At 38.3% G+C, this 26291-nt stretch carries 26 protein-coding genes and 1 riboswitch; of the genes, 8 read left to right on the forward strand and 18 right to left on the reverse strand.

Annotation, left to right across the window (positions count from 1 at the left end):
* Positions 1-332 precede the first annotated feature (332 nt).
* Together DKL58_RS08720 and DKL58_RS08725 are read left to right on the forward strand one after the other, a co-directional pair.
* Entirely contained in the window at positions 333-1625 is a 1293-nt protein-coding gene (locus tag DKL58_RS08720) for a transporter permease (RefSeq protein ID WP_109586847.1), read from the forward strand.
* Positions 1626-1679: 54 nt separating this feature from the next.
* Positions 1680-2567 carry a dihydrodipicolinate synthase family protein gene (locus tag DKL58_RS08725; RefSeq protein WP_162542355.1) on the forward strand — a complete coding sequence of 296 codons (888 nt, stop codon included), beginning with the start codon at positions 1680-1682 and terminating at the stop codon, positions 2565-2567.
* A gap of 140 nt (positions 2568-2707) precedes the next feature.
* On the opposite strand, the gene DKL58_RS08730 is transcribed toward DKL58_RS08725, so the two are convergent.
* The 11 genes from DKL58_RS08730 to glpK all read right to left on the reverse strand — a co-directional run bounded on the left by DKL58_RS08730 (position 2708) and on the right by glpK (position 17434).
* On the reverse strand, positions 2708-3565 hold the full coding sequence (locus tag DKL58_RS08730; RefSeq protein WP_045928744.1) for a sugar ABC transporter permease: 858 nt from the start codon (positions 3563-3565) through the stop codon (positions 2708-2710).
* A 2-nt stretch (positions 3566-3567) separates the two neighbouring features.
* Positions 3568-4926, reverse strand: a complete 1359-nt coding sequence (locus tag DKL58_RS08735) for a carbohydrate ABC transporter permease (protein ID WP_109586849.1) — start codon at positions 4924-4926, stop codon at positions 3568-3570.
* A 66-nt stretch (positions 4927-4992) separates the two neighbouring features.
* Positions 4993-6216 (reverse strand): extracellular solute-binding protein, encoded by a 1224-nt coding sequence (locus DKL58_RS08740; RefSeq protein WP_109586850.1) that lies wholly within the window; start codon positions 6214-6216, stop codon positions 4993-4995.
* Positions 6217-6286: 70 nt separating this feature from the next.
* Positions 6287-7393 carry an ABC transporter ATP-binding protein gene (locus tag DKL58_RS08745; RefSeq protein WP_109586851.1) on the reverse strand — a complete coding sequence of 369 codons (1107 nt, stop codon included), beginning with the start codon at positions 7391-7393 and terminating at the stop codon, positions 6287-6289.
* 4 nt (positions 7394-7397) lie between these two features.
* Positions 7398-8075, reverse strand: a complete 678-nt coding sequence (gene pgmB / locus DKL58_RS08750; RefSeq protein ID WP_109586852.1) for a beta-phosphoglucomutase — start codon at positions 8073-8075, stop codon at positions 7398-7400.
* The gene (locus DKL58_RS08755; protein ID WP_109586853.1) at positions 8060-10333 is read right to left on the reverse strand and encodes a glycoside hydrolase family 65 protein; all 2274 of its coding nucleotides are present in this window, start codon (positions 10331-10333) and stop codon (positions 8060-8062) included. The genes pgmB and DKL58_RS08755 overlap by 16 nt, the downstream gene beginning before the upstream one ends.
* A 152-nt stretch (positions 10334-10485) precedes the next feature.
* Positions 10486-12210: a glycoside hydrolase family 13 protein gene (locus tag DKL58_RS08760; protein WP_109586854.1), complete on the reverse strand. Its 1725-nt coding sequence runs from the start codon at positions 12208-12210 to the stop codon at positions 10486-10488.
* An 11-nt stretch (positions 12211-12221) separates the two neighbouring features.
* Complete coding sequence (locus tag DKL58_RS08765; RefSeq protein WP_109586855.1) at positions 12222-13889, reverse strand: alpha-glucosidase; 1668 nt, start codon at positions 13887-13889, stop codon at positions 12222-12224.
* A 279-nt stretch (positions 13890-14168) separates the two neighbouring features.
* Positions 14169-15119 carry a LacI family DNA-binding transcriptional regulator gene (locus tag DKL58_RS08770; RefSeq protein ID WP_109586856.1) on the reverse strand — a complete coding sequence of 317 codons (951 nt, stop codon included), beginning with the start codon at positions 15117-15119 and terminating at the stop codon, positions 14169-14171.
* 12 nt (positions 15120-15131) lie between these two features.
* Positions 15132-15905, reverse strand: coding sequence for a tyrosine-protein phosphatase (locus tag DKL58_RS08775; protein ID WP_109586857.1), 774 nt, complete (start codon positions 15903-15905; stop codon positions 15132-15134).
* 26 nt (positions 15906-15931) lie between these two features.
* Positions 15932-17434 carry a glycerol kinase GlpK gene (gene glpK / locus DKL58_RS08780; protein WP_109586858.1) on the reverse strand — a complete coding sequence of 501 codons (1503 nt, stop codon included), beginning with the start codon at positions 17432-17434 and terminating at the stop codon, positions 15932-15934.
* 147 nt (positions 17435-17581) lie between these two features.
* On the opposite strand from glpK, the gene thiD (DKL58_RS08785) reads away from it, so the two are divergent.
* Together thiD (DKL58_RS08785) and DKL58_RS08790 are read left to right on the forward strand one after the other, a co-directional pair.
* Entirely contained in the window at positions 17582-18394 is an 813-nt protein-coding gene (thiD, locus tag DKL58_RS08785; protein WP_109587032.1) for a bifunctional hydroxymethylpyrimidine kinase/phosphomethylpyrimidine kinase, read from the forward strand.
* A gap of 65 nt (positions 18395-18459) precedes the next feature.
* Complete coding sequence (locus DKL58_RS08790; RefSeq protein WP_109586859.1) at positions 18460-19137, forward strand: type 1 glutamine amidotransferase; 678 nt, start codon at positions 18460-18462, stop codon at positions 19135-19137.
* A 127-nt stretch (positions 19138-19264) separates the two neighbouring features.
* Here DKL58_RS08790 and DKL58_RS09650 read toward each other — a convergent pair whose 3' ends face one another.
* The 4 genes from DKL58_RS09650 to DKL58_RS08805 form a co-directional block, all read right to left on the reverse strand.
* A complete protein-coding gene (locus DKL58_RS09650) occupies positions 19265-19540 on the reverse strand; it encodes a Fic family protein (RefSeq protein ID WP_239386382.1) in 276 nt (91 codons plus the stop codon).
* Positions 19541-19613: 73 nt separating this feature from the next.
* Positions 19614-19769, reverse strand: coding sequence for a hypothetical protein (locus DKL58_RS09655; RefSeq protein WP_223902364.1), 156 nt, complete (start codon positions 19767-19769; stop codon positions 19614-19616).
* A 17-nt stretch (positions 19770-19786) separates the two neighbouring features.
* Positions 19787-20473 carry a Fic/DOC family protein gene (locus tag DKL58_RS08800; protein ID WP_109586860.1) on the reverse strand — a complete coding sequence of 229 codons (687 nt, stop codon included), beginning with the start codon at positions 20471-20473 and terminating at the stop codon, positions 19787-19789.
* Positions 20466-20888 (reverse strand): helix-turn-helix domain-containing protein, encoded by a 423-nt coding sequence (locus DKL58_RS08805; protein WP_084600369.1) that lies wholly within the window; start codon positions 20886-20888, stop codon positions 20466-20468. Before DKL58_RS08805 ends, DKL58_RS08800 begins: the two co-directional genes overlap by 8 nt.
* A 639-nt stretch (positions 20889-21527) precedes the next feature.
* Between DKL58_RS08805 and DKL58_RS08810 the strand changes: the two genes are divergently transcribed.
* The gene (locus tag DKL58_RS08810) at positions 21528-21872 is read left to right on the forward strand and encodes a hypothetical protein (RefSeq protein WP_162542356.1); all 345 of its coding nucleotides are present in this window, start codon (positions 21528-21530) and stop codon (positions 21870-21872) included.
* 140 nt (positions 21873-22012) lie between these two features.
* Here the strand turns inward: DKL58_RS08810 and DKL58_RS08815 are convergent, their stop codons facing one another.
* The 3 genes from DKL58_RS08815 to tenA all read right to left on the reverse strand — a co-directional run bounded on the left by DKL58_RS08815 (position 22013) and on the right by tenA (position 23579).
* A complete protein-coding gene (locus DKL58_RS08815; RefSeq protein ID WP_162542357.1) occupies positions 22013-22429 on the reverse strand; it encodes a hypothetical protein in 417 nt (138 codons plus the stop codon).
* A 123-nt stretch (positions 22430-22552) separates the two neighbouring features.
* Complete coding sequence (locus DKL58_RS08820) at positions 22553-22813, reverse strand: hypothetical protein (protein WP_109586863.1); 261 nt, start codon at positions 22811-22813, stop codon at positions 22553-22555.
* Between the two features lie 106 nt (positions 22814-22919).
* The gene (tenA, locus tag DKL58_RS08825; RefSeq protein ID WP_109586864.1) at positions 22920-23579 is read right to left on the reverse strand and encodes a thiaminase II; all 660 of its coding nucleotides are present in this window, start codon (positions 23577-23579) and stop codon (positions 22920-22922) included.
* A gap of 214 nt (positions 23580-23793) precedes the next feature.
* Positions 23794-23892: riboswitch (TPP riboswitch) on the forward strand.
* 75 nt (positions 23893-23967) lie between these two features.
* Here tenA and thiM point away from each other — a divergent pair.
* Genes thiM through thiE form a run of 3 tightly spaced genes read left to right on the forward strand, consistent with a single transcriptional unit; the run spans position 23968 to position 26247 of the window.
* Positions 23968-24756 (forward strand): hydroxyethylthiazole kinase, encoded by a 789-nt coding sequence (gene thiM / locus DKL58_RS08830; protein ID WP_109586865.1) that lies wholly within the window; start codon positions 23968-23970, stop codon positions 24754-24756.
* An 11-nt stretch (positions 24757-24767) separates the two neighbouring features.
* Complete coding sequence (thiD, locus tag DKL58_RS08835; protein ID WP_109586866.1) at positions 24768-25571, forward strand: bifunctional hydroxymethylpyrimidine kinase/phosphomethylpyrimidine kinase; 804 nt, start codon at positions 24768-24770, stop codon at positions 25569-25571.
* 13 nt (positions 25572-25584) lie between these two features.
* Positions 25585-26247 (forward strand): thiamine phosphate synthase, encoded by a 663-nt coding sequence (gene thiE, locus DKL58_RS08840; RefSeq protein WP_109586867.1) that lies wholly within the window; start codon positions 25585-25587, stop codon positions 26245-26247.
* Positions 26248-26291: the final 44 nt, after the last annotated feature.

Below are 26291 nucleotides of genomic sequence, written 5' to 3' on the forward strand. Positions count from 1 at the left end.
TTTTAGTCAAAGTCTCAATGTTAAGTAATTCTACATCATAAAAACTCTTTATTTTGTCAATAAAATTTTAAAATTATTTCAATTCAAGTAATGTTTTAAGGCACACGTTTATGCGATCAGTAAAAAACTTTTTAAAAAGTATTGCTTTTTTATTCTCAAAGTATCAGAATTAGATATAGGTAAACGCTTACCTAAAAATGAATATATTTGTTGCAAATAAAAAAAGATAGATGAAATTTCAAAATTCTTATCCAAATTACTTATTCAGTTAATTTATAGTTTTCTACTATCAAATTTAGATTTGTTTTTAAGCTAATTAAGGAAGAAAAATTATGGTTTCATATATAATTCCAATTTTACTATTAATCAGCTTTTTCCTTTTTATTTATTTCATACTAAAGGGCGGCAATTTAACAATTGGTTTATTTGTGATGGCTATTTTGTGGGCTATCATTGGACTTGTTCCCTTTAACACAGCTATCAAGAAAATATTCACTGAACCAGTCCTTGGTTATGGACCAACAATTATTTATATCATATTTGGTTCATGGTTTGGCCGAGTGCTAGTTGAAAGTGGAATAGCTTCTTCTATTTCTGAAGAAACAAATAAGATTGGTAAAAAGAAGCCTTTATTATCGGCAATTTTAGTTTTATTGGTTACTTCGTTTATTTTTATCAGTGCATACGGCGTTGGCTCAGTTATAGCTATTGGGGTAATTTTATTACCGATTATGCTATCAGTAGGTATTCCGCGTGACCTAGCTTTAACGACTTTTTGTTTAGCCATCGGTGCGCCAATGTACATTAACGTGGTTTTATTTAATCAAATAAAGCCTTTCTTTCCATCCGTTACCTATGATGACAAGTATCTGAAATTTGCTTGGATAGCAGCGATTATCCAACTGGCGTTCGTAATACTTCTGCTAGTCCTAAATCGTAAAAAGATCGACCCTGCAAAAGCACAAGAAAATCTCGCAGTTATCGGTGCCCAAATTGATAACAGTGATCAGAAACCCCAAATTTCAAAGATTGCCTACATAGTACCAATTATCCCTGTAGCAATGAATATGCTTTTTAAGTGGGACGCTGTACCGTCACTCACTTTAGCTGCACTGTTAGCCATGCTTTTAACTAAAAAAATGAACAACTATAAGAAATTAGTGGATTTCATTAATGATACTGTTAAAAAAGCTATATCCGATATTGCTGGTTTAATCATGTTCTTAATGGCACTGACAATGTTTACAGGAGCCGCCAAAATTGACGCAGTTCATTTTAAGCCCCTGTTCAGTGCAATTTTACCTCATGGTCATTTAATATTAGCAATTATATTTGGAATATTAGCTCCGTTAGCACTATTTAGAGGCCCTCTGCACGTTTGGGGAGCTGGTGCAGCAACAGCCGCAGTTCTTTCAGGTACCCACTTGTTTAGTGACTATTTCTTACTTCCACTATTACTGATTCCAAGCTTACTAGCAGTGTCCACTGACGTTACACAGTCTTGGAACATTTGGGGACTTGATTATATGAAGGTTGATACCAAGAGTTTCCTAAAATATGGGGTGCCAACAATGTGGATTGTGTCTATTATTAATGAAGTTGTGGCCTTCATGTTTTTCGGCTAAATATTAGTTAAATTTGGAAATTAAAATTATTATATAGAAATGGAGAACATAAAGATGAAGAAAGAATATATTTGCCCTATTTTGACCATATTAAAAGATGAAAATACTGTAGATTTTGATGCTATGCATAAGCTGTATGACCGCTTAATTAAAGATGGAATTTCAGAAATTGCTCTTTTAGGCAGTTGTGGAGAATTCTATGCTCAAACCTTTGAAGTTTGCCAATCTTTAGTAGAAGATGCAATTAAGTATATTGACCACCGGACTAAAGTTTTAGTCGGTGCCAACCGTATGGATGATCAATTAACTATTAAATTTGCAAACAAAGCATTGGAACTTGGTGCAGATGGCATTTTGCTAGTAGGACCATATTACATGTCTTGTGATAGAGCAGGTATTATTACCTTCTATAATAAGATGGCTAAAGCTATTAAAGGCGATATTATAATCTATAATTATCCTGACAGAACTGGTTATGATGTTAACGCCGACATTCTCTTAACTTTATTAAAAGACAACTCCAATATTGTCGGAATTAAAGATACTGTTGGAGACGTTAACCACACTCTCAACACTATTAAAGTTGTAAATGCAAAATTCCCTGAATTTAGAGTTTACACTGGTTATGACGGTAATGTAATTGATGTAGTTAAAGCTGGTGGTCAAGGCGTAGTTGGCGGATTATCTAATCTTTACAGTCATGTTTGTGTTGACTTGTTAAGAAACTATGAGGCAGGTAATGATGAGCAAGTGGCAAAAGAGCAAAAGACAATTGCCGAGGCTTCTGAATTATTAAATATAGTTAACCCATTTATGACTTTATTCAAATATATCCTCGATCAAAGAGAAATCCCGAATAACGTTGTGGCTTTAACACCGTCTTCTCCAATGTCAGATGAACAAAAGCAAAAAGCTTTAAGCATTTATGACAAGACAATATAAACTAGTTTATATATAACATACAAGGTTTGATTCTGATGCAACAGGTTAGAATCAAGCCTTTTTTATTGTTCTGCTTTTATATAAAAATTTGGAATAACAAAAAATGCGACTTTTAAGAGCCGCATTTTTCTTACTAGGTCCTATCCCTTTTCTGCACCAGCAGTAATACCGTTGACGTAAAACTTCTGCATGAAGACGAATAAGATCGTGATTGGAATAGCGATAATCACACAACCAGCAACAAACTCCGCAAAGTACGCGGTAGCATTGCCTTTAGTATTGTGCACCATGTTATAAAGTCCGTATGCAATTGTGTATGTTTTAGGATTGCCAGACGTTGATAAAATAATTCCCGAGAAAATAAAGTCTGTCCACGGACCAATAAAGGCTGTTAACGCAGTGTAAACTATCATAGGCTTAGCTAATGGCAAATCAACGTGCATGAAGATTTGCCATTTAGTGGCCCCATCAATTTCAGCTGCTTCATCAATTGAAAATGGTACCGTGTCAAAGAAGCCTTTGGCAACGTAGAATCCCAGTCCGGCGCCACCGACATATACCAGTAGCAGGCCGCCCAGGTTTAACATGTTTAAGCCCTTTAAAATGTAATAAAGAGCAATCATTGACATAAATCCAGGAAACATGCCCAAGACCAGTGCAATCTGCATGAACGGCTTTCTAAACGAAAAGCGTAACCGTGACAAAACATAAGCAACCGAAATCGTTAAAAAAGTAGAAATGATCATTGATAGTATAGAAACAATCAATGTGTTAATAATCCAGCTGACTAGTGGGTACTGCGAATTAGTAAAAATACCAATGTAGTTGTCAAAAGTAAATTTGTCAGGCCAAAAAGTTGAAACAAATCCCGTATCATTATAGGAAAAACTGGCTAATATTATCCAGATAATTGGTAAAATCCAAACTACAGCCAGGATAATCAATAAAAGGTAACGAAAAATGAGTGAAAGGCGTTTTTGATTTTGATATGATTTCATTTTTAGCCCTCCTTAAAAGCATTGGTATGGCGGTATGCAATTAATGAAAATACCGCACTAATAATAAAGATGAGGATACCTAAGACCGCTGAGGCATTGTAGCGCTGCTCCTGACCAAAGGTTAAGTTGTACAGCCACGTTACCAACAGGTCGGTAGAACCAGCACCATTATACTTGTTATTCATTGGTGCTCCTCCAGTTAACAGGAAGATCACGTTAAAGTTATTAATATTACCAATAAACTGTTGAATAAGAGAAGGTGCCATCACAAATAATATTTGTGGAAAAGTAATTGACTTGAATACCTGTAGTGCATTAGCACCATCGATTTTTGCAGCTTCAATTTGATCGGTTGGCAAATTTTGAATAATCGCAGTCGAAACCAGCATTGAAACTGGAATACCGATCCACATATTAACAATAATAACCGTTATTCGTGCTACCAAAGGTGAGGCTTGACTGTCAATAAAATGTAGCGGATGAGAAATCCAGCCGATATTCATTAAGATATTGTTGAGTGCGCCCTGATAATCTAAGAACTGAGCCATCATTAACAAAGAAACAAACTGAGGTACAGCCCAGACAATCACAAAGATTGTCCGCCAGAAGCCTTTATGTTTTATTCCTTTAGATTCAATCAGCAAGGCAAGCAAAACTCCAAAAAAGAATGTTGTTGCCGTAGCAGCTACTGCCCAGACAAGAGTCCAGCCCAAAACCGGGAAGAACGTACCTGAAAGGTCACCACTAAGTACATTGCCAAAAGCTTGAAATCCTGTCCAAGAAAAGGCAATTGGGTGTTGCCGGTCATAGTTTGTAAACGCCATTGAAATCATAAAGATTGTCGGCAAAATGGTAAAACAGAGAATGCCAATGATTGGGAAAGTCATCAGAGTATCATGCAAACGAGAATCAAACAAGTTTGCCAGCTCTTCTTTATTGGTTAAAATGTGTTTGCCATCCCGCTCGAGTTCATAATTTTTTCTGGTAGAACGCAGGTTAACAATGTATAAGTAAACCATTGCAATGCAAACAATAATTGCAAGTAAGCCAAACAAAAGAATCAAAACTGAATTTGAAGGTTGCTTAGTAATATAAACGCCTTGTGCGCTATCATAAACAACCTTTTTACTTTTAATTGGTCCCAAGCTTGACATCATACTAATTGCGGATATGCCACTAAAAACAAGCCAAACAATAAAGGCTGCTTCTGCCAGCAATAATGCTATGCCTTTTACCCACTGCTTATTTGCCAGAGCATTGGAACCCATAATAAAGAATGACAATTTGGTAGCAATATTGCCTTTAGACCATACTTCCTTAAAGGTTGCTTCTGGTGCCGCATGTTTTTTCTTCCTAAACATAATTCTTCCTCTTCTTGAACAAAAAGGCTGGGCACTACTTGTCCAACCTTTAAGTAATTTAATTAACTATTTCTTTGATGAGTGCTTAGCTAATTTATCAAGTTGTGCTTTATATTGATCAGGTTTAACTTTACCATCATATGCACCATTGATTAGAGGAGGAACATCGTTCCAGAAAACAGACATTTGTGGTAATTTCGGCATTAAGACTGAATTGCCAGGTTTAGACATTTCAGTTACCGCATCAGCAACTGGATCATTCTTAATTGCTGAGTCATTAACTGCCTCTTTAAGAACTGGGATTTGACCAGCTTCTTTGTGAGCAATTAATTGTGACTTTTTGTCTGTGATAAATGCTGCTAATTGTGAGGCAGCCTTGGGACTCTTGGTATGAGCATTAACGGCAAATCCTTCGATTCCTAAAAAGGCTTGCATTTGCACATTCTTGCCACCAACATTAATCATTGGGTACTTGGCAACAGCAAAGTTCTTACCTAAAATCTTCTTAATGTTAGCCGCGTTCCAAGGACCATCCAAGATAGCTTGAGCGTTGCCCTTCTTCAATTGGTTCAAAGCATTAGAGGTCTGCATTACGCCCTTATTATTCTTTTGCTCTGCAAACCACTTCAATGCGTTAACGCCTTTAGCAGAATTAAAGGTTGAGCCCTTCAAATCTTCACCACTGTCACCATAAAGCTTTGTACCAGCAGAGAAGAATACCGGCCACATAACATAAGCGTTAGTAAAGTCTGTTGCCACAACTCCCTTTGAAGTTAAAGTCTTCCAGTCTTTTACATCGCTTGCTGATAATTTAGACTTGTTGTAATAGATTGTTTGTGCCTGTTGTGCATAAGGATAAGCATAGATCTTGCCCTTCCAAGTTACACCTTTAGCTGCAACGTCAATGTAATTAGATTTAATATTGTTACTGTCTTTTGGTGACAGAGGATTAATATAACCGGAATCTGCCATTTGACCTAATTGATCATTAGGTGCTTCAAAAACATCGGCTGCTTTTGAAGGGTCCTTGCCCACATCAGTTTTGGCATTAGCTGATCCGGTTGGATTTTGTGTAACGCGAACTGAAATATTCTTATGTGATTTAGTAAAATCACTGGCAATTTTCTTGTAGTATGATACCTGGTTAGTATCAACCCATAAAGTCAACTTAGTATTTTGATTACTACTGCTGCTTGATGAAGAGTTTGACTTACCATTAGAACATGCTGCAAGTGACATTGCAGCTAAAACTGCTGTACTTCCTAAAGCTACTTTCTTCCAAATATTCATGTTATTTACCTCCTAATATAAAACAACATGTTTTTATATCAATGACAACTAAAGTCACTGATTTTATTCCCTAATTAACTACCGCCAAGGTTGTATCCTTGTCGAAAAAGTGTGCTTTGTTTAAATCAAAGCCCATCTTGACCTTTTGCCCTGGTTGATAAATATCCCGGGCATTGATGTTAGCTACAAACTCTGTTTCATCCACTGTTTGGTAAAGCTGAATAGTAGCGCCCAAGAGTTCAGAAACAACGACTTCAGATTCGACCACCGCGTCAGGCCAAGTTTCTAAAAAGGCCTCTTCTGCGTGGATATCTTCTGGCCGAATACCCAGTATCAAGTCGCGGTCATTATAGCCCTGCTCATTAAGCAGTTTTGACTTGCCTTCAGGTATTCCCAGATTAAGGCCCTTGCCATCAGAGACTTGACCATCATGATAGTGGACATTAAAGAAATTCATTTGCGGTGAACCGATAAAGCCGGCGACAAATTGATTAACTGGATGGTTATATACTTCCTGCGGTGTCCCAATTTGTTCAATTTTACCGACTGACATTACGACTACTCGGTCAGCCAAGGTCATAGCTTCAGTCTGATCATGAGTAACGTAAATTGTAGTTGTACCTAAGTTCTGGTGCAGCTTGGCAATCTCTGCCCGCATGGAAACACGCAGTTTCGCATCCAAGTTTGACAGCGGTTCATCCATCAAGAAGATGGGAGCATCCCGCACAATTGCCCGTCCTAGTGCAACTCTTTGCCTTTGACCACCAGAAAGTTCTGCGGGCTTTTTATCCAAATATTCACGCAAATTAAGAATCTTAGCAGCATTTTGTACCCTTTTATCAATCTCATCTTTATGATAATGGCGTAGTTTCAAGCCGAATGCCATATTATCGTAAATTGACATGTGCGGATAAAGCGCGTAGTTCTGGAAAACCATGGCAATGTGACGGTCTTTAGGTGCCACATCATTCATTACCTTGTGATCAATTTCAAGAGTACCTTCGCTAATATCCTCTAATCCCGCAATCATTCTTAAAGTAGTTGATTTACCGCAACCTGAGGGACCGACAAAAACAATGAATTCTTTATCTTTAATGTGTAAATCAAAGTCTTTCACTGAATAGTGATCATTGCCTTCATACTTTTTACACATATGGTTTAAGTCAACTTCAACCATATCTTTAACCTACCTTCTTATTATTTCTCTTAAATACAGCCACAATTTTATCCAGCTTTAATTCTTTTGTAGATTTAACGATATAATCAGCTCCTTTAAGTATTTGTTTATCTCCAATTCCCACTGCAAACTGGTGCGCAGCCTTAATTGCCGCAACACCGGCAGCCGCATCTTCAAAGCTAATCACTTCATCATTATGCAGCTGCAATAATTGCTGTGCTCTTTGATAAATTTCCGGATCCGGCTTACCGCGTTCCAGTAAAGCAGGATTAACAATTTGATCAAATTGACTGGCAATACCCAGCTTACTCAAGATTTTGGGGGCATTTTTAGAAGCAGAAGCAATACACATTTTCAGACCTGCCTTTTTGGCATCTGCCAGTAATTCTGTAATTCCTGGCAAAATATCGGCTGGCGTCATGGTTTCAACCTGCTCTAAAAACTTTTCATTTTTCTCTGCCGCAAATTCTTCTTTTTGGGTCTTGGTGTACTTATTTTCCTGCTTGCCATACTTCAGAATTAAATTAAGAGAGTCCATCCGTGATATTCCCCGCAGAGAATCTAACTGCGCGCTGGTTAATTTAATTCCCAGTTCTTGAGCTAAATTATTCCACGCTGCCAGGTGAAATTTGGCTGAATCTGTCAGCACACCATCTAAATCAAAAATCAGGCCTTTAAGCAATTTTGTTCACCCTCTTTTAAAGTAACCTTTTGCTCTTTAACTAAAATTGTCAGTTCCTGTCCGCTAATTAACGTAATACGTGTCTCCTGCTGCGTCACTTCTACCTGAATTAAGCGGCCGCGATAATTAATTTTAAAACTATACCCGGTCCAATTATCTGGCACAAAAGGATTAAATCTCAATTGATTGTGACCATAACGCATGCCGGCAAATCCCTGGACTATTGCCAGCCAAGAACCGCTCATTGAAGTAATGTGCAGGCCGTCATCTGTATCATTATTGTAGTTATCGAGATCTAGGCGGGCCGTGCGTTCATAAAATTCTACTGACTGCTTTTTACGCCCTAATTCCGCGGCCAAAATTGAATGGATACAGGCAGAAAGCGAACTTTCATGTACCGTCAACGGCTCATAAAATGCAAAGTTACGCTCTTTTTGCTCCTTGGTAAACCTGTCATCCAAGTAATAAATACCCTGCAATACATCGGCCTGCTTGATGAAAGGTGACCGTAAGATTTTATCCCAAGACCAATGCTGATTTATTGGTCTTTGGTCAAGCGGAATTTCTGTGGCTGGTCTAATATCTTTATCTAAAAAATCATCTTGCTGCAAGAAAATGCCGCGTTCTTTATCTTCAGGCAAATAAATATTTTCAATAATGTCCTGCCATTTTGCCTGTTCTTCTTTAGTTACATTTAAACGCTCCTGGGCAGCCTTATCCGCAAGTGGCAGTCGCTCTAAAGTATATTGCAGTACCCATTGCGCCATAATGTTGGTAAACCAATTATTATTAACATTATTGTCGTATTCATCAGGTCCTGTTACTCCGTGGATAACATATTTATGCCGCCATTTGGAATAATGGACTCGATCAGCCCAAAATCTGGCAGTGCCTACCAGGACATCCATGCCTTCGTCCTTAACGTAGGATTCGTCTCCCGTATAACTAGTATACTGTTTGATTGCAAAGGGAATATCTTCATTACGGTGTATTTCTTCAAAAGTGATTTCCCACTCGTTATGACATTCAATCCCATTGAAGGTTACCATCGGGAAAAGCGCTCCGGCTAAGCCTTGCTGCTGGGCGTTATAATAGGCACCGTCAAGTTGATCATGCCTGTATTGTAATAGCGCCCGCGTGACATTTGGCTTAGTAATACAAAGGTACATCGGAAAGATAAAAGCCTCTGTGTCCCAATATGTGGCTCCCCCATACTTTTCACCAGTAAAGCCTTTAGGACCGATATTAAGCCTCTTATCTTCACCGTAATATGTCATGAATAACTGTAAAATGTTAAAACGAATACCCTGTTGCGCTTCATCATTACCAGTAATAACTACATCACTTTTAGTCCAGCGATCCTGCCAAACTGCAGTATGATCGGCCAAATTTTCTGCAAAACTTTTTGACTGCAATTGTTGCATTAACTCATCTGCACGATCGCTTTGCTTTTCAGGTGCTACATCACGACTGGTAATTACGATTACATCTTTTTCCAAAGTGTAACTTTCTCCAGCATTTAGAGTAACTGCCAGTTTCTCGCTTAACTTTGCTGTTTCAGTTTTAACAGTACCCTTAACAACACGATTATTATTTCTTAGGCCTGCTTTTAACAAAACCGTAAATTGAGGCACATCGTAAGGATTAGGCTTGGTTATAACTTGAATAGAACGCTTTGCAGCATTTTCATTGCAGCTAAGCCAAAAATGTTCATTATAGTTACTATCTTCATTAGTAACTGTGCCGTCAAGCGTTGAATTAAACTCAATTTGTGCCTGACCAGCAAGTACAGTAGCCTTAACAGTAATTAAAGCCGCTTCCTTTAGCCTGATATGTAAAAAACGCTGAAATTCAAACTTAACTTTAGTATCCACACCTTCATAAATAAAACTGCGGCTAAGCAAGCCTTGGTGCATATCTAATTCAAAATAAAAATCTGTAAATTTAATCTTGGCTAAGTCAATCTTTTCATTATTAACCGTGATGCCAATCCCAATAAAACTAGGGGCATTGATGGTTTTGCCAAAATATTTAGGATAGCCGTTTTTCCACCAGCCTACTCGCGTTTTATCTGGAAACCAGACACCTGCTAAGTATGTACCTTGCAGTTGATCTCCAGAATAGCCTTCTTCAAAATTACCGCGCATCCCCATGTAGTCATTGCCAATCGCAGTAATGCTTTCCTGCAGCCTTTTATCCACCGGGGAAAACTTGTGCGTGGCAACTTTCCATGTGTCAACCTCAAAAATTCGTTTCATTTACTTTCGCTCCCTCTTTGTGAGGTTTTTGTTTACGCTTTCATTATTCGCAAAAACGGGATATTTGGCAATAGCAAAATCGCTGTTAACGGTATCAGAATCATGTTTTAAAAAAGTCTGGGAAGAAATAGTTTCTCCCAGACTCTTTAAAATTAATTTGCAAGTTCAATGACAAATCCGTGCTCGGCAAGTTGTCCAGGTGCAAAATTCTGACTTAATACTACCTGGCCGTTTGTCGAAACGGCAATCTTATCAGGACTTGTATTAAAAAGAGCAGTGATCTTTTCTGTACCAATTCGCTTAACTTTGATTAAGCCGGTAGAAGTAACACTTAGACTGATTGTGCCATTACCTAAAGTAGCAGCATGATTATTTCTAAAAGCAATCAGCTTTTGCACTTTATACCAAAAAGGCGTGCCCTCTTTTTGCCAGTCCATTGGCTTGCGGCAATCGGGATCTTCTCCTCCCGTCATTCCCATTTCAGTACCGTAATAAATGCACGGGCTGCCAGTCTGCACGAACATAAAAGTCAGGGTTTGCAAAGCCAGCGCCTTATTTTCACCTGCAAGCGTCAGTAAACGGGCGGTATCATGAGAATCAAGCATATTCATCATGGCCTGATTCGTGCAGTCGCGGTACATCATTAGTTGGTCAGTAAGAGCCGCAACCAGTTCCTGAGCTGTTTTTGTTTTGTGCAGAAAATGTTCCTCAATCTGTAAAGTATACGGATAATTCATTACTGCAGAAAACTCGTCACCGTTGAGCCAAGGCCGTGCACTATGCCAAATTTCACCTACAATATAGAAGTCGGGCTTAATTGCAGTAAGTGCATCATGAAATTTTCGCCAAAAATGATGGTCTACTTCGTTAGCCACATCCAACCGCCAGGCATCAATATCAAAATATTTTACCCAGTAAGTTGCGATTTCCAGCAGAAAATCTTGGACTGCAGGATTGGCAGTATTTAATTTGGGCATCTGTCCTTCAAAAGCAAAGGTATCATAATTTGGACCGCCTGCCTCAGGTCCTTGATATGGTTTAACTGGAAAATGATTAATATGAAACCAGGATGCAAACCGCGATTTAGTGCCATTTTTGATTACATCCTGCCACTGCATTGACTGGCCGCCTAAATGATTAAAGACAGCGTCAAGCATTACCTTCATTCCCCTTTTATGAGCTTCACTCACAAATTTGGCAAATAAATCTTTGTCACCAAAATCAGGGTCAATCTGCAGATAGTCAATCGTATCATACTTATGATTAGAGCTGGCCTTAAAGACCGGACACAGGTATAACCCACTAACTCCCAGTTCGTTTAAGTAGTCCAGATGGTCAATAATGCCTTGTAAATCGCCCCCGTAAAAATCTTCTCGTCCTGGATGATCATGCGGATTCCAGGGTTTTGTGCCTTGAGGATCATTATTTTTATCACCGTTTGCGAAACGCTCTGGGAAGATCTGATACCAAACAGTATTTTTAACCCAGTCAGGAGTTTTGGTTTGATCAATTCCATGCAAGTAAGGCAATTTGAAGTAGCTGCTGTCAGCTGCTAAATTTGCTGCAGTAAAATCTTTAATCCCGCGGTCCCCAACAATTTTATGGCTGTCATCCTGGCCAATGACTTCGAAAGTATATTTAAGGCGGCGATAAGGAGCATTCAAAGTTGCTACCCAATAATCAGTTGCCTGACCTTGTCCTGCCTTAGCCATGGCCACGGTTTTATCAGTCTTGGTATCAAGATAATTATCAGTATAATGAACTATTACTTTTTTAACATCATTTTTGGCACTGTGGAACCGGATCCGCACGTGATGCTGACTAATGACAAAACAGTCTTCGCTTTCTGTTCTATGTTTTAGGGCTGCTAATTGCATTTTTTCCTCCATTATTTACTTAAAACCACACCAGAGTATGGCATCAAAATCAATTCATCCTTATTCAAATAATGCTGTCCGGCAGTTAACATAACTTTCCTATATTCACTAGGTAGTTTAATTCTTAATTTTTGACTGCTTAGTGAAACAGCCACAATTGCACTATCATTTGCTAAATCGCGTTGATAAACATAACTGTTATTAGCGGTTGCTAACAAGTAAAAACTACCTGCTTGAAACAAAGCTGTTTTTTTCAAACTAAGCAGTTGTCTGTAAAAGTTAAACATACTGGCAGGATCATTCAGTTCAGCCTGAACATTAGCGTCATTTTGGCTTTGCCCTTCAAGCCACGGACTCACTTTTGAAAAACCATAATTTGGCTTTTTAGCTGTCCACGGCATCGGTCCTCGTGCTGGCATTTTGTGCGCTTGACTGACCATTTTTAGTGCTTCCGCTTTTGTTAGACCCCAATCTGCAGCTTTCGTGATAAAACCTTCCGCCTCTTGATCATTAAACTCTTCTTCAGCAGTAAAAAGCAGGTTTTTTAAACCCAACTCTTCGCCATAATAGATAATTGGAATTCCCCGTTGCAAATACATCAGCATTGCTAAGCTGCGTGCCTGTGTTTCAGTTTTTGCTATTCTGCTAGCCAGTCGCGGCATGTCGTGATTACTCCAATATAATGTAGGCTGAGAAACCTGCACCAGAGTTTGCTGCCAAATAACCTGCGTCTTTTTAAAAGCATCCCAGTCAAGCCCTTTAAGCTGAAAATTTGCAGGCAAGTTAGGATCAATGTGTCTTTGATCATCCTTAAAATAGCGAAAAGTAACAACACTATCTAAAAGATGATGGTCTTTTGCCGTATAGTCCGCTGCTAAGTTAACATTAGCGCTGGCAGCTTCCCCCAAAAGCAAAGCTTCCGGATAATCCTTTTTTATTTGCTCACAAAATGGTCGCAGCCACTTCTGAACTTGGGGCAAATTAGCAAAAAAGGGTTCGGCAACTATCGTTTGGTCGTTTTCGTTTGCTATTTCCTTTACCGGAAAACTTTGCCGTAAATCTGCCTTGGCAATATGAATAAAAGCGTCAAGGCGCAAGCCATCTATTCCTTGAGCCAACCAAAATTCCGCAATTTTGAGCATTTCTTGTCTTACTTTAGGATTACGCCAGTTTAAATCGGGCATGTGCTTGTCAAACAAATGGAAATAAAATTGGCCCGTACCTGCCGGATCCGGCTCCCAAACGCTGCCGCCAAAAAAGCTGCCCCAGTTATTGGGACGCTGATTATTTGCACCTGCAAAAATATAGTAGTCGCGGTATTGACTATGCGGATCACTTTTGGCCTTTTGAAACCATTCATTTTGATCAGAAGTATGGTTTAAAACAAAATCTAAAAGCACATGAATCCCTGCTTGATGACAAGCAGCAATTAGAGCTTTCATGTCTTTCATTGTTCCCATTCGGGGATCGATTTTAAAATAATCTGCCACATCATAGCCGTTATCAACCTGCGGTGAAACAAAGATAGGATTTAGCCAAATAGTATTAATACCCAGCTGTTGTAAATAAGGTAATCTCTGCCTGATTCCATTTAAATCACCAATACCATCATCATTACTGTCTTGAAAAGACTTGGGATAAATTTGGTAAATTATTGCATGCTCATACCAGTGCGTCATAAATTTATACCTCCACTTAAAGTTTAGCTGAGAAAGCTGGTGAGAGGCAATGGTAATAGCAATGTTACCGCTATCAGAAAAAATCGCCGCTAGTTCAATTAAATTAGCGTAGTTCGGTATATTCAGGTATGTTTTTTCCTAAAAAACTATTGTATTTTTTGTGAGTTCAATTATATCATTTCAATTCTCACAGACTAGCCTTTTTAACCATTAAAAAAGCACATAATAATCAGTCCGCTATCTGATTATTATGTGTATTTCTATTTGTACTTAAATATTTTACCTGGTTGATTCTCTTTTAACTAAGGAAGGCTTAATTAGTGCCTCTCCTTGAGGAGACCCTTTTTGATCAATTTTGCGTAAGAGCATGTTGGCTAGCAATTCACCCATTTTAAAAATTGGCTGTTTAACGGTAGTTAACTTCAAGTTGGAAACCTGATCCAGAAAAACGCCATCGTAGCCAATCACACCAAAGTCAGCCGGAACCTTAGCCTTTTCATCCTGCAATTGCCTGACCACTCCTGTAGCAATGCGATCGCTGGCACAGATAAAACAGGTATCTTTAGGAAACTTATGGAAATTATTTTTAATTACTTCTTGCGCAGCGTGACTATGATTAGCAATGCGATAGATTTGAGGCACCTTTTTATTCTTCTGCAAAGTATTGACGTAGCCCGTTTCACGTGAATACTCAAATGGCTCTCTGACATCAATGCCAATGAAAATAATATTTTGGTATAACCGCGAAAGTGCATATTTTGTCGCTAATTCTCCACCATACTGATTATTATTATCCACATAATCATAACCATGGTGATTTTCACCAAATAAAATAAAGGGCTTTTTAAGGTTGTCAAAAAAAGCATAATCGCTAGAACGGGCGCCGGTAATGAGATAACCGTCAAAGTTGCCATCCTCTATCTGACCTCTATCAGTAACAAGCTGGATAGCGTACTGCTTTTTAGATAACCCACGTGCGATGCCGAATAACAGGTTCATATAATATGGCTCTGTCGTATCTATATCCTCCAGCGTGACAAACTTAACAACATTTGTACGCTTATTTACCAAAGCCTGGGCAACATAATTAGGATGATAATCAAGTTCATCCATCGCCTGTTCAACTAATTCGCGCAATTCATCGGTTACTTGTTCAGGATGATTAATTACCCGCGAAACTGTCATCTTTGAAACATTAGCTTTTTTAGCAACATCAAGCAAGGTTACCATCACGATTCGCCCCTAATCTAAGTACATTCGTTTTAGTTGAGCCAAGTCATCATCATTAAAGCCCAATACTTTTTTGAAAAAGGTGGGAAAATCGCCCCAGCCGCCACGGACTGTTTCTGTAATGCCGCGAATAGCTATACCTTCACCTTTAGTTACATTCATTTTTGAAACCATTTGCGTAATTTCATCATTACTTGGCAATTGGCGAGAAACAGCAAAATCATATAACTCGTTAGTTAATAAATAATCGCGGGCGATGGTATCATCATCTACTCCAAGTGCCATTAATATTAAAGCCGAAACCATTCCTGTTCTGTCCTTACCAGCACTGCAGTGATAGACCAGTGCTTCATCTGCGGGCAATTCCAGCAACTCCGCAAAAACACGGGCAAACATTTCCTGACTGTGCGAACTAAGCAGAGTTTGCTGGTAAATCCGACCAATAAAATTATTGTGCATATCAGGAATATGGTGCAAAAAACGGTAGATTGAACGATTGTTTTGGGCATCATTGACGTTATCAGAATATACCGGCAAGTCCACATATTCCACATCGGGCCAAGAAATATCCGGTGAAGAGGACTTCTCGTATTCAGAGCGTAAATCGCAATCAACAGTGACACGCATTTTAGCTAATTTAACTTGATCCCTGGCCGTTAAAGAACTAAGTGAATCTGAACGATAAATTTTATTCCATTTAACTGTTTTACCAGTCACACTTTGATAACCGCCAACATCACGAAAGTTCATCGGACTATCTAGTGCAACTATTCGATCATGTGCCAATTTCTTGTCCCCCTTTTTTAAATAACTTATTCACCATGTGCAAAAACCTGAGTAGCTTTTACGGCCTTCTTCCAGCCTTGATATAAATGTTCTTTTTCACTTTCAGGCATTTGAGGTTCAAAGGTCTTGCCTACAACAAAAATATCTTTTAATTCAGCTACATTTTGCCAATAGCCGACTGCGAGGCCAGCCAAGAAGGCTGCGCCCATTGAAGTTGTTTCCAATACTTTAGCACGTTCGATTTTAATGCCCAGGATATCTGACTGGAATTGGAGCAAATAATCATTATTGGACGCTCCGCCATCAACGCGCAAGGTTGGAATTTTAATGCTGGAATCAACCTGCATCGTATCCACTACATCCCGTGTTTGATAAGCCAGCGATTGCAGCGTCGCCTTGATAAAATCCTTATCATTTGTTCCACGTGTAATTCCAAAAACAGAGCCACGTGCTTCTGAATCCCAGTACGGTGCACCTAAACCTGTGAAAGCCGGAACAACGTAAACCTCATTTTCAGATTTCGATTGTCTGGCTACTTTTTCCGAATCTGCAGCCGTCTTAATCATTTTTAACGAGTCGCGCAACCACTGAATAGCACTGCCCGAAACAAAAATAGAACCCTCTAAAGCGTAGGAAATTTTACCATTTAAGCCATAAGCAATAGTCGTCAACAAATTATTGTCCGACTCTGTCGGTTGCTCACCGGTATTCATGACGATAAAGGAGCCAGTACCATAAGTATTTTTAACCATTCCTTTTTTCAGAGCCAGCTGACCAAACAAGGCTGCCTGCTGGTCTCCGGCAATACCGGCAATTGGCACTTTGCCACCAAAAAAGGTATAAGACTTGGTATAACCATAGATTTCTGAATTGGACTTAACTTCTGGCAACATTACCTTGGGAATATTGAGCAGCTTTAAGATGTCGTCATCCCATTTTAAGTCGTGAATATTAAACAGCATCGTTCTCGAAGCATTAGTGTAGTCAGTCACATGGACTTCACCATCAGTTAAGTTCCACAAAAGCCAGCTGTCAATTGTACCAAAAAGCAAGTCGCCATTTTCGGCTTTTTCTTGTGCACCAGCAACATGATCTAAAATCCAGCGAATTTTAGTAGCACTAAAGTATGGGTCAATTATTAATCCTGTCTTTTTATGGATCAATTCACTATAGCCATCGGTCTTTAACTTTTCAGCCAAGTCGGTTGTCTGCCGTGACTGCCAAACAATTGCATTATAAATGGGTTTGCCGGTCTTTTTATCCCAAATTACCGTTGTTTCACGCTGGTTAGTAATACCAATTGCTGCTATCTGCTCCGGACGCACGCCAGAGTTAATAATGGCATTGGCAATTGTTGTTTGGACTGCGTGCCAAATCTCTTCAGGTTTATGCTCTACCCAACTAGGTTGAGGAAAATATTGGGGAAATTCCTTTTGTGATGAAGCTATTTTTCTGCCCTGATGATCAATTATCATCGCTCTGGTTGAAGTAGTTCCCTCATCGATTGCCATAATATATTGTTTTAGCATATTGTTTCTTGTATCCTCTCCGACAGAAAGCGGTTTATACTAATTTTACTACCCGGACTTGCTTTTACAAGAAATTATTATAACATTATCCCTATTTTAAGTTATACTGGTTACATAGAGCTTACGTTAAAAAGAGGATACATGAAAATGAAAAAAGAAATTATTGCTTTAACAATAGCTGGAAATGACAGCGATGGCAGTGCGGGGATGACTGCCGACTTACATTCATTTTATGCCCGTCAAGTATATGGTATGGGGCTTTTAACAGCTGCCGTTGCTGGTAATACAACTGGTATATATGCACAAGAAGTTATGCCAATTTCTTTTATTCAAAAACAATTTGACGTACTAAACGATGATTTTAAAATTGACGCACTTAAAACTGGTATGCTGGCTAACAAGGATGTAATTGCCTGCGTTGCTGCTAATTTGCACAAATATGATATGGGTAAGATCGTGCTCGATCCGGTTATTATGACCAAACACGGTGATACCTTGCTTGATGACGATGCCTACCAGGCTTTTCTTGAGCAGTTAATGCCACTGGCTGACATTATTACGCCTAACTTTTACGAACAGAAAAAATTAACCGGTTTGAATTTAGCTAGCAAAGATGAAATTCATCAGGGAGCCAAAAAATTGCAGGATATGGGAGCCAAAAATGTTTTAATGAAAGGTCGTCATGATGATTCTGCGCAGTCGCAAGTAACAGATATTTTACTCACTGCAGACGGAAAATTTCACGAATTTACCAAGCCGTTTATTAATACAGACAGAATTAATGGCACCGGTGACACCTTATCTGCGGTAATTGCTGCTGAATTAGCTAAGGGACAATCAATTATTGCTAGTGTCCAGACTGCAAAAGATTTTACTTATGAAGCGATCGCCCACCCAATTGCAGTTGGTTCTAAATACGGTCCAATTAACCATTTTGCAGCGCAGCAAAATCTTAAATAACTATTCTTTGCCCACTTCTAACTATTAAGATATACTTTAAACAAGAAAATAGGGGTTGGTAAACAATGGCGAACAAAATAATCAAGATTGCATATTTATACGAAGACCTGATGAACACCTATGGCGATTCTGGCGACGTTAAAATTATCAGGTTTTTGCTAAAAAAACAGGGCTATGATACACAAGTTGATAATATTTCTCTTGGCGATCAATTTAACGCTTTTGATTATGACTTTGTCTTTTTTGGCGGTGGGCAGGACTTCGAACAAACTGTTATTGCCAAAGATTTACCGCGTCATAAGGAAACTTTAACCAAGTACATTAACGCAGGCAAACCTATGGTAGGGGTCTGCGGTGGCTACCAACTCGTTGGTACTTATTACAAAACTAATGCTGGTGTGACAATCAAAGGGTTAGATATTCTACCTTTCCATACCGTTTTTAAGGCAGATAAGCGGATGATTGGCGACACCCGCTACATGAGTGAATGGGGCGAAGTCAAGGCCTTTGAAAATCATTCCGGGCAAACTTATTTTGACGATCAGGATAAGCTGCATCCCTTAGGAGAAATGATTGAAGGCTACGGCAACAACCCGCAAGACCACGTTGAAGGCCTGCGTTATCGCAATTTCATTGGTACCTATTCTCACGGACCATTGTTAAAAAACTTGAATGTCGCTAACGCCATAGTAAAGATGATTCTTGAATGGCATGATGAGCGAATAGCAGCTAAAACAAATTAATTACAAAAATGCTACTAGGCGTAGTAAATGATATGACCCCGAATTAAGACAATTTCGCAGGTCATATTTTTATGTCTAAATTGTCTAAGCAAGATAAAATTGAAATCTATTATCTTTGGCAGAACTATCAGGGTGGAGCAGTTCGCTTGTTACCATCGTAGAACATTTGCTGGCGCATATTGTGATACATCAGGGTCAGTGCCTTATCGGTGACAGTACTATCACTGGCTAGCAGCTGCTTTAAATATTTCTGTTCCTGGCCCTCTTCAATCATAGGCGGTTCAAACTCGCCTTGGTACGTTTCCACCCCGCCTGATCCATTACGCAAATATCCTGGAAAGGCAGCCATATCGCGGGCAACAATCTTATTAAGCTTCTTTTCGAAGTTTAAGTCTAGGGGCATTTTTTCGTTGATGGCAAACTGCCAACCGCGCTTAAGTTGAACGATAATATTAATATCATCGATTGGAATGCCATCAACACCCAGACCCATCAATGATTGTCTGGGTCTGTGGCATAGTGGTAGTCAGGCCTTCAAAGCGTGAGTTCGTGAAGACTAATTTGGTTAAATTAGTTTTGGCAAAGCGTCTATTTTCTTCAGGCGCTAGTCTGAACTTGTCTTCATACTTCAATTGATTTATCCTGCTTTCTAATCTAATCCAAGGCTATCTTCACGATCAAGCCCCTGCTGCTCTTTTTCCTGTTGTTCAGCGTATTTTTGGGCAAGTTCAGCTTGGCTAAGTGTCTTTCCAGCACTTTGTAGTACTTGGAACGCTCGATTGCGGCTGGGTGTGTTTTCGACTTTAATTAGTTTAGCAATTTTGTCAACATTAGCTTCATTTTGCGCTTCAATCATCTCTTTGTTTCTTCGCGGATAGTCAATTACTTGGCCATGATTAGCCGCGTATGCAGAAAGAAAAACTTTGCAACTACGGCCGTTGCCCTCTCTAAACGGGTGCATGAAATTAATTGCGTCTAGCAGCTCAGCATAGTCTTTGTTAGCCAAAGGCTTTCTCGCGGGGTGCTTGTGCAGCATGTTATTAATATCTTTTTCGGCAAAATCGAATCTGGTATGATCAAAAAACTCATACCCGTTTTTATTGAAATTGCCGGGGCGATATTTACCGGCCCAATCGTATAGTTCACCAAATAAGAATTGGTGTACCTTCTTAAGGTCTCCGATATCGTTTATTTGGGGCTTTTTTTGCAACAAGAACAAAGCATTCCGAGCGGATAGCTCATATTCCTTTTTCTCTAACTCCTTTGGGTCATGGATATGGAGCTTATTTTTTAGGACGCCATTTGAATACAAGGTTTCACTAATCCAATCACTCATTATCCTTGCCCCAAATTTCTTCAAAGCGCTCAGCTACTACTGGATCAGGCTGGATAGCTTCATCAAGCAATTCCTGGATATCTGATTCTGTAGGATTCCACCCTTCCAGGTGGTTGACTTCCACGACAGTTCTAATTTGTTGGTAAATTTCTTTATTAGCAATGAAAACGCCTTGGATAGTCTGCGTTTCATCGTTTATATCTAAAATATATGGTTGTGTTTCTAGCATATTGAGTAAATCTCCTGGCTTCTCTTTAAGTGCGATTGCAAAGGCATTAAGGACCCTAATTGACCAGGTCTCAATTGGTTTAACAATTGAGTTTCTTAAAGTACTAAGTGGGACGTTGCTGGCCTCAGCGACTTTAGCGACGCTTATATTTTTGCTTTTGAGTAGTTTAACGATTGTTGCACTCATTTTAAAGCCTCCAATATCTTTACTTATATTATACCATATTTAATCACTTTTATAGTGATATATGGTAAAAAGCGATATTAGATTTTAAAGTAGTGCTATTCAAGTTCTATACCTGTGGATTGTATTACCTGCTTATTGGAAATCACAACACTATCTGTTTTGTCTTTATTTAATTGTATCTCCGCTTAGTAGAATTTTCTTGTTTTTTACTATTAACTAGCACATCGTTCCAATCTTTACCAATAGTTTTGGCAGGCTGTAAATTGCTGAATTGGGGTGTAGTGGTCAAAATTGCAATTTTCGAATTTGATTATTTACAAAAGGAATGATTTTTTGTTGTAGGCTAATTCAGGAATATCTTTATTTTCCATATATTTTAATGAGAGTTACATCGTCACCTTTGACCTCAATAACCACTGTGTTGTCAATTGTTGCTATATTTTTTATATGTTGCGACAAGCTCAAAAGGCTCTGCCGATGTATTATTCATCTCAGGCATATTATCATTTGATGCAAAAACGGCATTAATTCTTGAAACCCCAAAAGTGATATAATTAAGGCTACTATTAATAAAGATGACTGTTTATATTTTTTAAATTCTGTTTTCATAATTTTTTCTCTCTTCCTAACATATTAAAAATGAGCAAAAATGAAAAAATAACAAAAACTATAACTGTATTTATTTTAACATTTCTCTTTATAGGCATTGGAATGGGTTTTATACATTATTATAGAATTAATTCTTTAGAAAAAACCGTATATCTTAGTGCTGGCGAAAGAAAATATTCATATAACTTAGACACATATAAATGCTTACATAATAAAAAAATTGCTTCTGTTAAAATAACTACTGATAATCAAGGATCTTATGATACGCTTTATTATGTCGGAAAAATTAATAATAGATATTATGGCTTTCTATTTAAAGATCGTGGCATATTAAGAAAAGCAAAATTAGTTTATATTAAAAAAATTGATGAATAATAGCATATTAGCTTTTAATATAATGATTTCAACAATGCGAAATAACTGAACTAAAAAAGGCAGCTTAAGCTATATGACCCCAAAATTTAGGACAAATTTGGGGTCATATCAGTTACTGCCTTTTTGATGAATTAATGAAATTAACCGTAATATTGATCCTGGTCTAAAGCAGTTTCATCGAAATTAACTATCATAAATTCATAGTTTGAAAAACACTCCATCCAATTGTTAAAATAGTCGTTCTCTTTTTTTAGAGCCTTGCTGCTTTCTTCTCCTTCTATTATAAAAGGCTTTGAACGTATATTAAAATTTGCATGTATTGCACCCAGCAAATTCAATAAACACAGGAAATCTTTTGCTGAATCCACACTTACATGAAAAGATTTAAACGAGTTATTATTTTCGCCAAGATATCTTTTTGCTCTATTATACTCATCAGCAGATTCTGCCTTATGATTTTCAACGCTATTTACATTCTCTTCAATAATAGCTGTCGGAGCTTGCTTTTTAAAAAAATCTAGTATCTTTCTTAATTTAAAAAATTGTTCATCATTCATTTTTATTATTCTCATTTAAAAGGCGGTGCTCGGAAACATTATATCTCCTATGAAGCCATCAATTTTGCCGCTTAAAGTGGCATAGCCATGTCATCTACGAATGCAAGAATAAGAATATTGCGGCTAAGTTTGGCATCGGCCTATACCGCGAGCACTATAACTGACGGTTCTTGCTTTTTTGCTTCCACTAGCATAGTAGTGCATTGTTAGCTCTCCAGACCAATTATAGACTAGAAATACAGGTTTAAGATCAGTTGCTTTTAGTGCATAATATATGCTGCCACTAGTAACCCACATTTTAGAAATTCCTAAATCACCATTAACAGTACTAGGTAAATCTACATTATTATAAAATAAATATATCTTATTTTCTCCAAGTTGCACACTTTCCTGGGACTTTGAACAATAATTACATTGTCCAATATCAAAATTTTATTATGAAATTGACTAAAGACAAGTAAGAATAAAATAAAAGCGCTTTTTACAGAAGTTACTTCCAATCTTGCTTTTCATAAGCCATCTGCCAAAACTGCAATTCATAATAGCTGCTGCGCACAAACGCAGTTTGCATTTGCTCAAGTTCTTCATTAGTCGCACTTTCAGCCAAAGAGTTGGTTAAATGCAGCATTTTTGCTACGTTGGCGCCATACCATTCGCCATCATAAGTATCAATCCATTCCTGATAATAAGAAACCGGTGAGCCCTTTTCTGCCATTTTTTGGCCAATTTCCTGATAGAGCCAGTAACATGGTAAAAGCGCTGCAACCGCTGGTTTAACACCAGATCGATTTAATGTCATATGCATATGGTTAACGTAGTTATAAGCTGTTGGAGCCACCAGAGTTGCAGAAATTTCAGTCGCAGTTATTTTTAATTCTTCAAAAAAATGGCCTCGCACTGATATTTCGACATCTTTCAAGTCTTGCACCCCTGCCAGTAAAAATTCCTTTACTTCCTGATTATCCGTTTTTGCCGCAATCAATTCATGCAATTTGCTGAATTCTCTTAAATAATAACGATCCTGCAACAGATAAAATTTAAAAGTTGCAATTGGGAGTTCGCCACTTTGCAATTCCTTAATAAATGGATGCACCATACTTTTATGCCATAATGCCTTCCCAGCTTCGTGCAGTCGATCCGTAAAATTCATGAATATTCTCCTCCAAATTAAATACTATTTGTTAAAATAACTTTTGATTAATACTAATTACATTTTATTAAATATTAACTATAATCACTATAATTTTTTGTTTTCTAGCACATTTTTAATATTAGTTAAAATACTAACACTTATAGCTTATAATAAATAGCGTCTTTATCAACCTAACGTTGTAATAAGCAATAAAATACGCTATAATTGTAAGCGATAACACGAGGGGTGCCTTTTTGGCTGAGATGAAAATTTTTCAGACCCTTTGAACCTGTAAGTTAATACTTGCGTAGGAACGTGTCAAAACTGCTTAAGCTTTGGCATTTCCATATGCCAAAGTTTTTTTATTAGTCAAAAATTTTAAGGATATTAAATTAGGAGTAATAAAATGCAGTTAAAATTATTAGACAAATTGCGAGCAGAAAACCCGGTTATTTTCAATATTGCTAATTTTGTAACAGTTCAAGATGTGGCAAATGCTGTTAATGCTATTGGTGCTTCACCAATTATGAGTAATGAAGTCGCTGAAGCTGAAGAAATTGTGCGGATGGCTTCCGCTGTGGCAGTTAATATTGGTTGCTTAACCAAGCAGCAAATTAACCACATTAAAAAAGTGGAAGATTTAGCGCGCCAATATAATAAACCCATAGTGTTTGATCCTGTTGCCGTTGGCGCCGTGGAGTACCGTTATAAAATCACAGATAAACTTTTATGGGATTTTCATACTAGTATTATTCGGGGCAATATTGGTGAGATAGCTGCCTTAGGTGGCTTTGATTGGAGCTCAAAGGGGATTGATGCAGGCTCCGGTTCTGGTGATATTGATGAAATTACTGCAAAAACTGCTCAAAAATATCGTTGCACAGTCATTGCGAGCGGGCCTACAGACACAATAAGCGACGGTAAAAGAATAGCCCATATCCATAACGGCTCACCCCTTTTTAAAACTCATGTGGGTTCTGGTGACATGTTAACCAGTATTGTCACAGCTTTTACAGCTGTTGCTGACGATCCTTTTGAAGCAGCTCAAATAGGTGCTTTAGTTTTCAGTTGCGCTGGTCAATTAGTAGTTAAAGATCATCCCAATGTCGGGCCCGCTACTTTTGGCATGTATCTCATGGATTATCTGTATAAAGTAAAAGTTGCAGATATTGAACAAATTGCTGATTTTGATTAAGGAACTTTATGATGACTGAAAAAATTAATTCTTTTCCCCAGGTTTTAACTATTGCCGGCACAGATTCAGGTGGAGGTGCTGGAATCATGGCTGACTTAAAAACTTTTCAAATGCAAAAAGTATTTGGTACAGCTGTAGTAGTAGCAGTGACAGCACAAAACACTTTGGGCGTCCAGAAATCTTTTTTACTGCCTTTAGAAATGATCGATGCCCAATTCGCCTCTTTGGCAGAAGATTTCCACATCCGTGCTTGTAAAACAGGAATGTTGGGCGATGCAGATCACGTTCACCAAGTTGCACTTAATTTGCAAAAGTATGACTTTGGTCCTATTACCATAGATCCAGTGATGATTGCTAAGGGGGGCGCACCATTATTAAGTCAAGATGCTGTCGCTACCGTTAAAAACGAATTGCTGCCTTTAGCCGATCTAATAACACCCAACTTGCCAGAAGCGGAGACTTTAACTGGCATCAAGGTACAAGATCAAGGCCAATATCCAGAATTAGCTCATAAATTACAAGATATGGGAGTTAAAAATGTGCTAATTAAAGGCGGTCATGCAAGTAGCGCAGAAGTAAAAGATTATGCTTTATTTGCTGATGGTTCTGATCTTTGGGTCAGCAGTTCCAGGATACATACCGAGCGCACCCATGGCACCGGTGACACGTTAGCTGCAGCAATTACGGCTCAGCTGGCTTTAGGTCAAAGTTTACCTGTGGCAATTAAAATTGCTAAAAAGTACGTTACCAAAACTATTAAAGAAACTATTCAAGTTGGTCATGGTCACGGCCCTTTAAATCATTGGGCTCAGTAATTTAGGAGAAATAATGAAAGACTTTAACACTGATTTTTTACATGCTTACTTTATTTGTGGCAGTCAAGACGTTCCAGAAGGTAAAACATTACCGGGCATAGTCGCAGAAGCACTTGCTGCAGGTATTACTGCTTTTCAATTTCGAGACAAGGGACCTAATTCAACTTTAAGTGAAGCTGAGAGACTCCCCATGGCACAAAAGCTGCATCAATTGTGTCAAACGTATCACGTGCCTTTCTTCATTGACGATGATGTTCAGCTCGCACAACAAGTTCATGCCGAAGGTGTCCATGTTGGTCAAAGTGATGAAGAAATCAGACAGGTCATTAAAGAAGTTGGCGAGCAAATGATTATCGGCTATTCCTGTTCGAATTTAACGCAAGTTGAACAAGCCAATAAAATTAGCGGAATTGATTATTATGGCAGTGGTCCAATTTATGCCACCCAATCTAAAAGTGATGCCGACCCCGAAATTGGTATTGCCGGCTTAAGCCAACTAGTCAAAAGCAGCACTCGGCCAATTGTTGCTATTGGCGGGATAACTGTTAACGATTTAAAGGCAATCGCTAAAACTAAGACAGCTGGTGCTGCAGTAATCTCAATGATTGCTCAAAGTAAAGATATTAAGCAGACTGTCAGTCAAATGCTCACAGCGCCATGGATAAAAAATGACTAGCATATTTTAAAGAAATAAAAATGATTCTGCACTTGGCAGAACCA

It is taken from the genome of Lactobacillus kullabergensis, from assembly GCF_003151025.1.
Lineage (GTDB): Bacteria > Bacillota > Bacilli > Lactobacillales > Lactobacillaceae > Lactobacillus > Lactobacillus kullabergensis.

What these genes read in the sequence shown, in the direction of transcription:
- DKL58_RS08770 (WP_109586856.1), bottom strand. Translation starts at nt 15,119, where the DNA reads ATGGTAACCTTGCTTGATGTTGCTAAAAAAGCTAATGTTTCAAAGATG.
- thiD (WP_109587032.1), top strand. Translation starts at nt 17,582, where the DNA reads ATGAAAAAAGAAATTATTGCTTTAACAATAGCTGGAAATGACAGCGAT.
- DKL58_RS08805 (WP_084600369.1), bottom strand. Translation starts at nt 20,888, where the DNA reads ATGAGTGCAACAATCGTTAAACTACTCAAAAGCAAAAATATAAGCGTC.
- DKL58_RS08760 (WP_109586854.1), bottom strand. Translation starts at nt 12,210, where the DNA reads ATGCAATTAGCAGCCCTAAAACATAGAACAGAAAGCGAAGACTGTTTT.
- DKL58_RS08730 (WP_045928744.1), bottom strand. Translation starts at nt 3,565, where the DNA reads ATGAAATCATATCAAAATCAAAAACGCCTTTCACTCATTTTTCGTTAC.
- thiM (WP_109586865.1), top strand. Translation starts at nt 23,968, where the DNA reads ATGCAGTTAAAATTATTAGACAAATTGCGAGCAGAAAACCCGGTTATT.
- DKL58_RS08745 (WP_109586851.1), bottom strand. Translation starts at nt 7,393, where the DNA reads ATGGTTGAAGTTGACTTAAACCATATGTGTAAAAAGTATGAAGGCAAT.
- DKL58_RS08755 (WP_109586853.1), bottom strand. Translation starts at nt 10,333, where the DNA reads ATGAAACGAATTTTTGAGGTTGACACATGGAAAGTTGCCACGCACAAG.
- DKL58_RS08790 (WP_109586859.1), top strand. Translation starts at nt 18,460, where the DNA reads ATGGCGAACAAAATAATCAAGATTGCATATTTATACGAAGACCTGATG.
- thiD (WP_109586866.1), top strand. Translation starts at nt 24,768, where the DNA reads ATGACTGAAAAAATTAATTCTTTTCCCCAGGTTTTAACTATTGCCGGC.
- tenA (WP_109586864.1), bottom strand. Translation starts at nt 23,579, where the DNA reads ATGAATTTTACGGATCGACTGCACGAAGCTGGGAAGGCATTATGGCAT.
- DKL58_RS08725 (WP_162542355.1), top strand. Translation starts at nt 1,680, where the DNA reads ATGAAGAAAGAATATATTTGCCCTATTTTGACCATATTAAAAGATGAA.
- DKL58_RS08740 (WP_109586850.1), bottom strand. Translation starts at nt 6,216, where the DNA reads ATGAATATTTGGAAGAAAGTAGCTTTAGGAAGTACAGCAGTTTTAGCT.
- DKL58_RS08810 (WP_162542356.1), top strand. Translation starts at nt 21,528, where the DNA reads ATGAGCAAAAATGAAAAAATAACAAAAACTATAACTGTATTTATTTTA.
- DKL58_RS08815 (WP_162542357.1), bottom strand. Translation starts at nt 22,429, where the DNA reads ATGAATGATGAACAATTTTTTAAATTAAGAAAGATACTAGATTTTTTT.
- DKL58_RS08735 (WP_109586849.1), bottom strand. Translation starts at nt 4,926, where the DNA reads ATGTTTAGGAAGAAAAAACATGCGGCACCAGAAGCAACCTTTAAGGAA.
- DKL58_RS08720 (WP_109586847.1), top strand. Translation starts at nt 333, where the DNA reads ATGGTTTCATATATAATTCCAATTTTACTATTAATCAGCTTTTTCCTT.
- DKL58_RS08765 (WP_109586855.1), bottom strand. Translation starts at nt 13,889, where the DNA reads ATGACGCACTGGTATGAGCATGCAATAATTTACCAAATTTATCCCAAG.
- DKL58_RS09650 (WP_239386382.1), bottom strand. Translation starts at nt 19,540, where the DNA reads ATGCCCCTAGACTTAAACTTCGAAAAGAAGCTTAATAAGATTGTTGCC.
- glpK (WP_109586858.1), bottom strand. Translation starts at nt 17,434, where the DNA reads ATGCTAAAACAATATATTATGGCAATCGATGAGGGAACTACTTCAACC.
- thiE (WP_109586867.1), top strand. Translation starts at nt 25,585, where the DNA reads ATGAAAGACTTTAACACTGATTTTTTACATGCTTACTTTATTTGTGGC.
- DKL58_RS08800 (WP_109586860.1), bottom strand. Translation starts at nt 20,473, where the DNA reads ATGAGTGATTGGATTAGTGAAACCTTGTATTCAAATGGCGTCCTAAAA.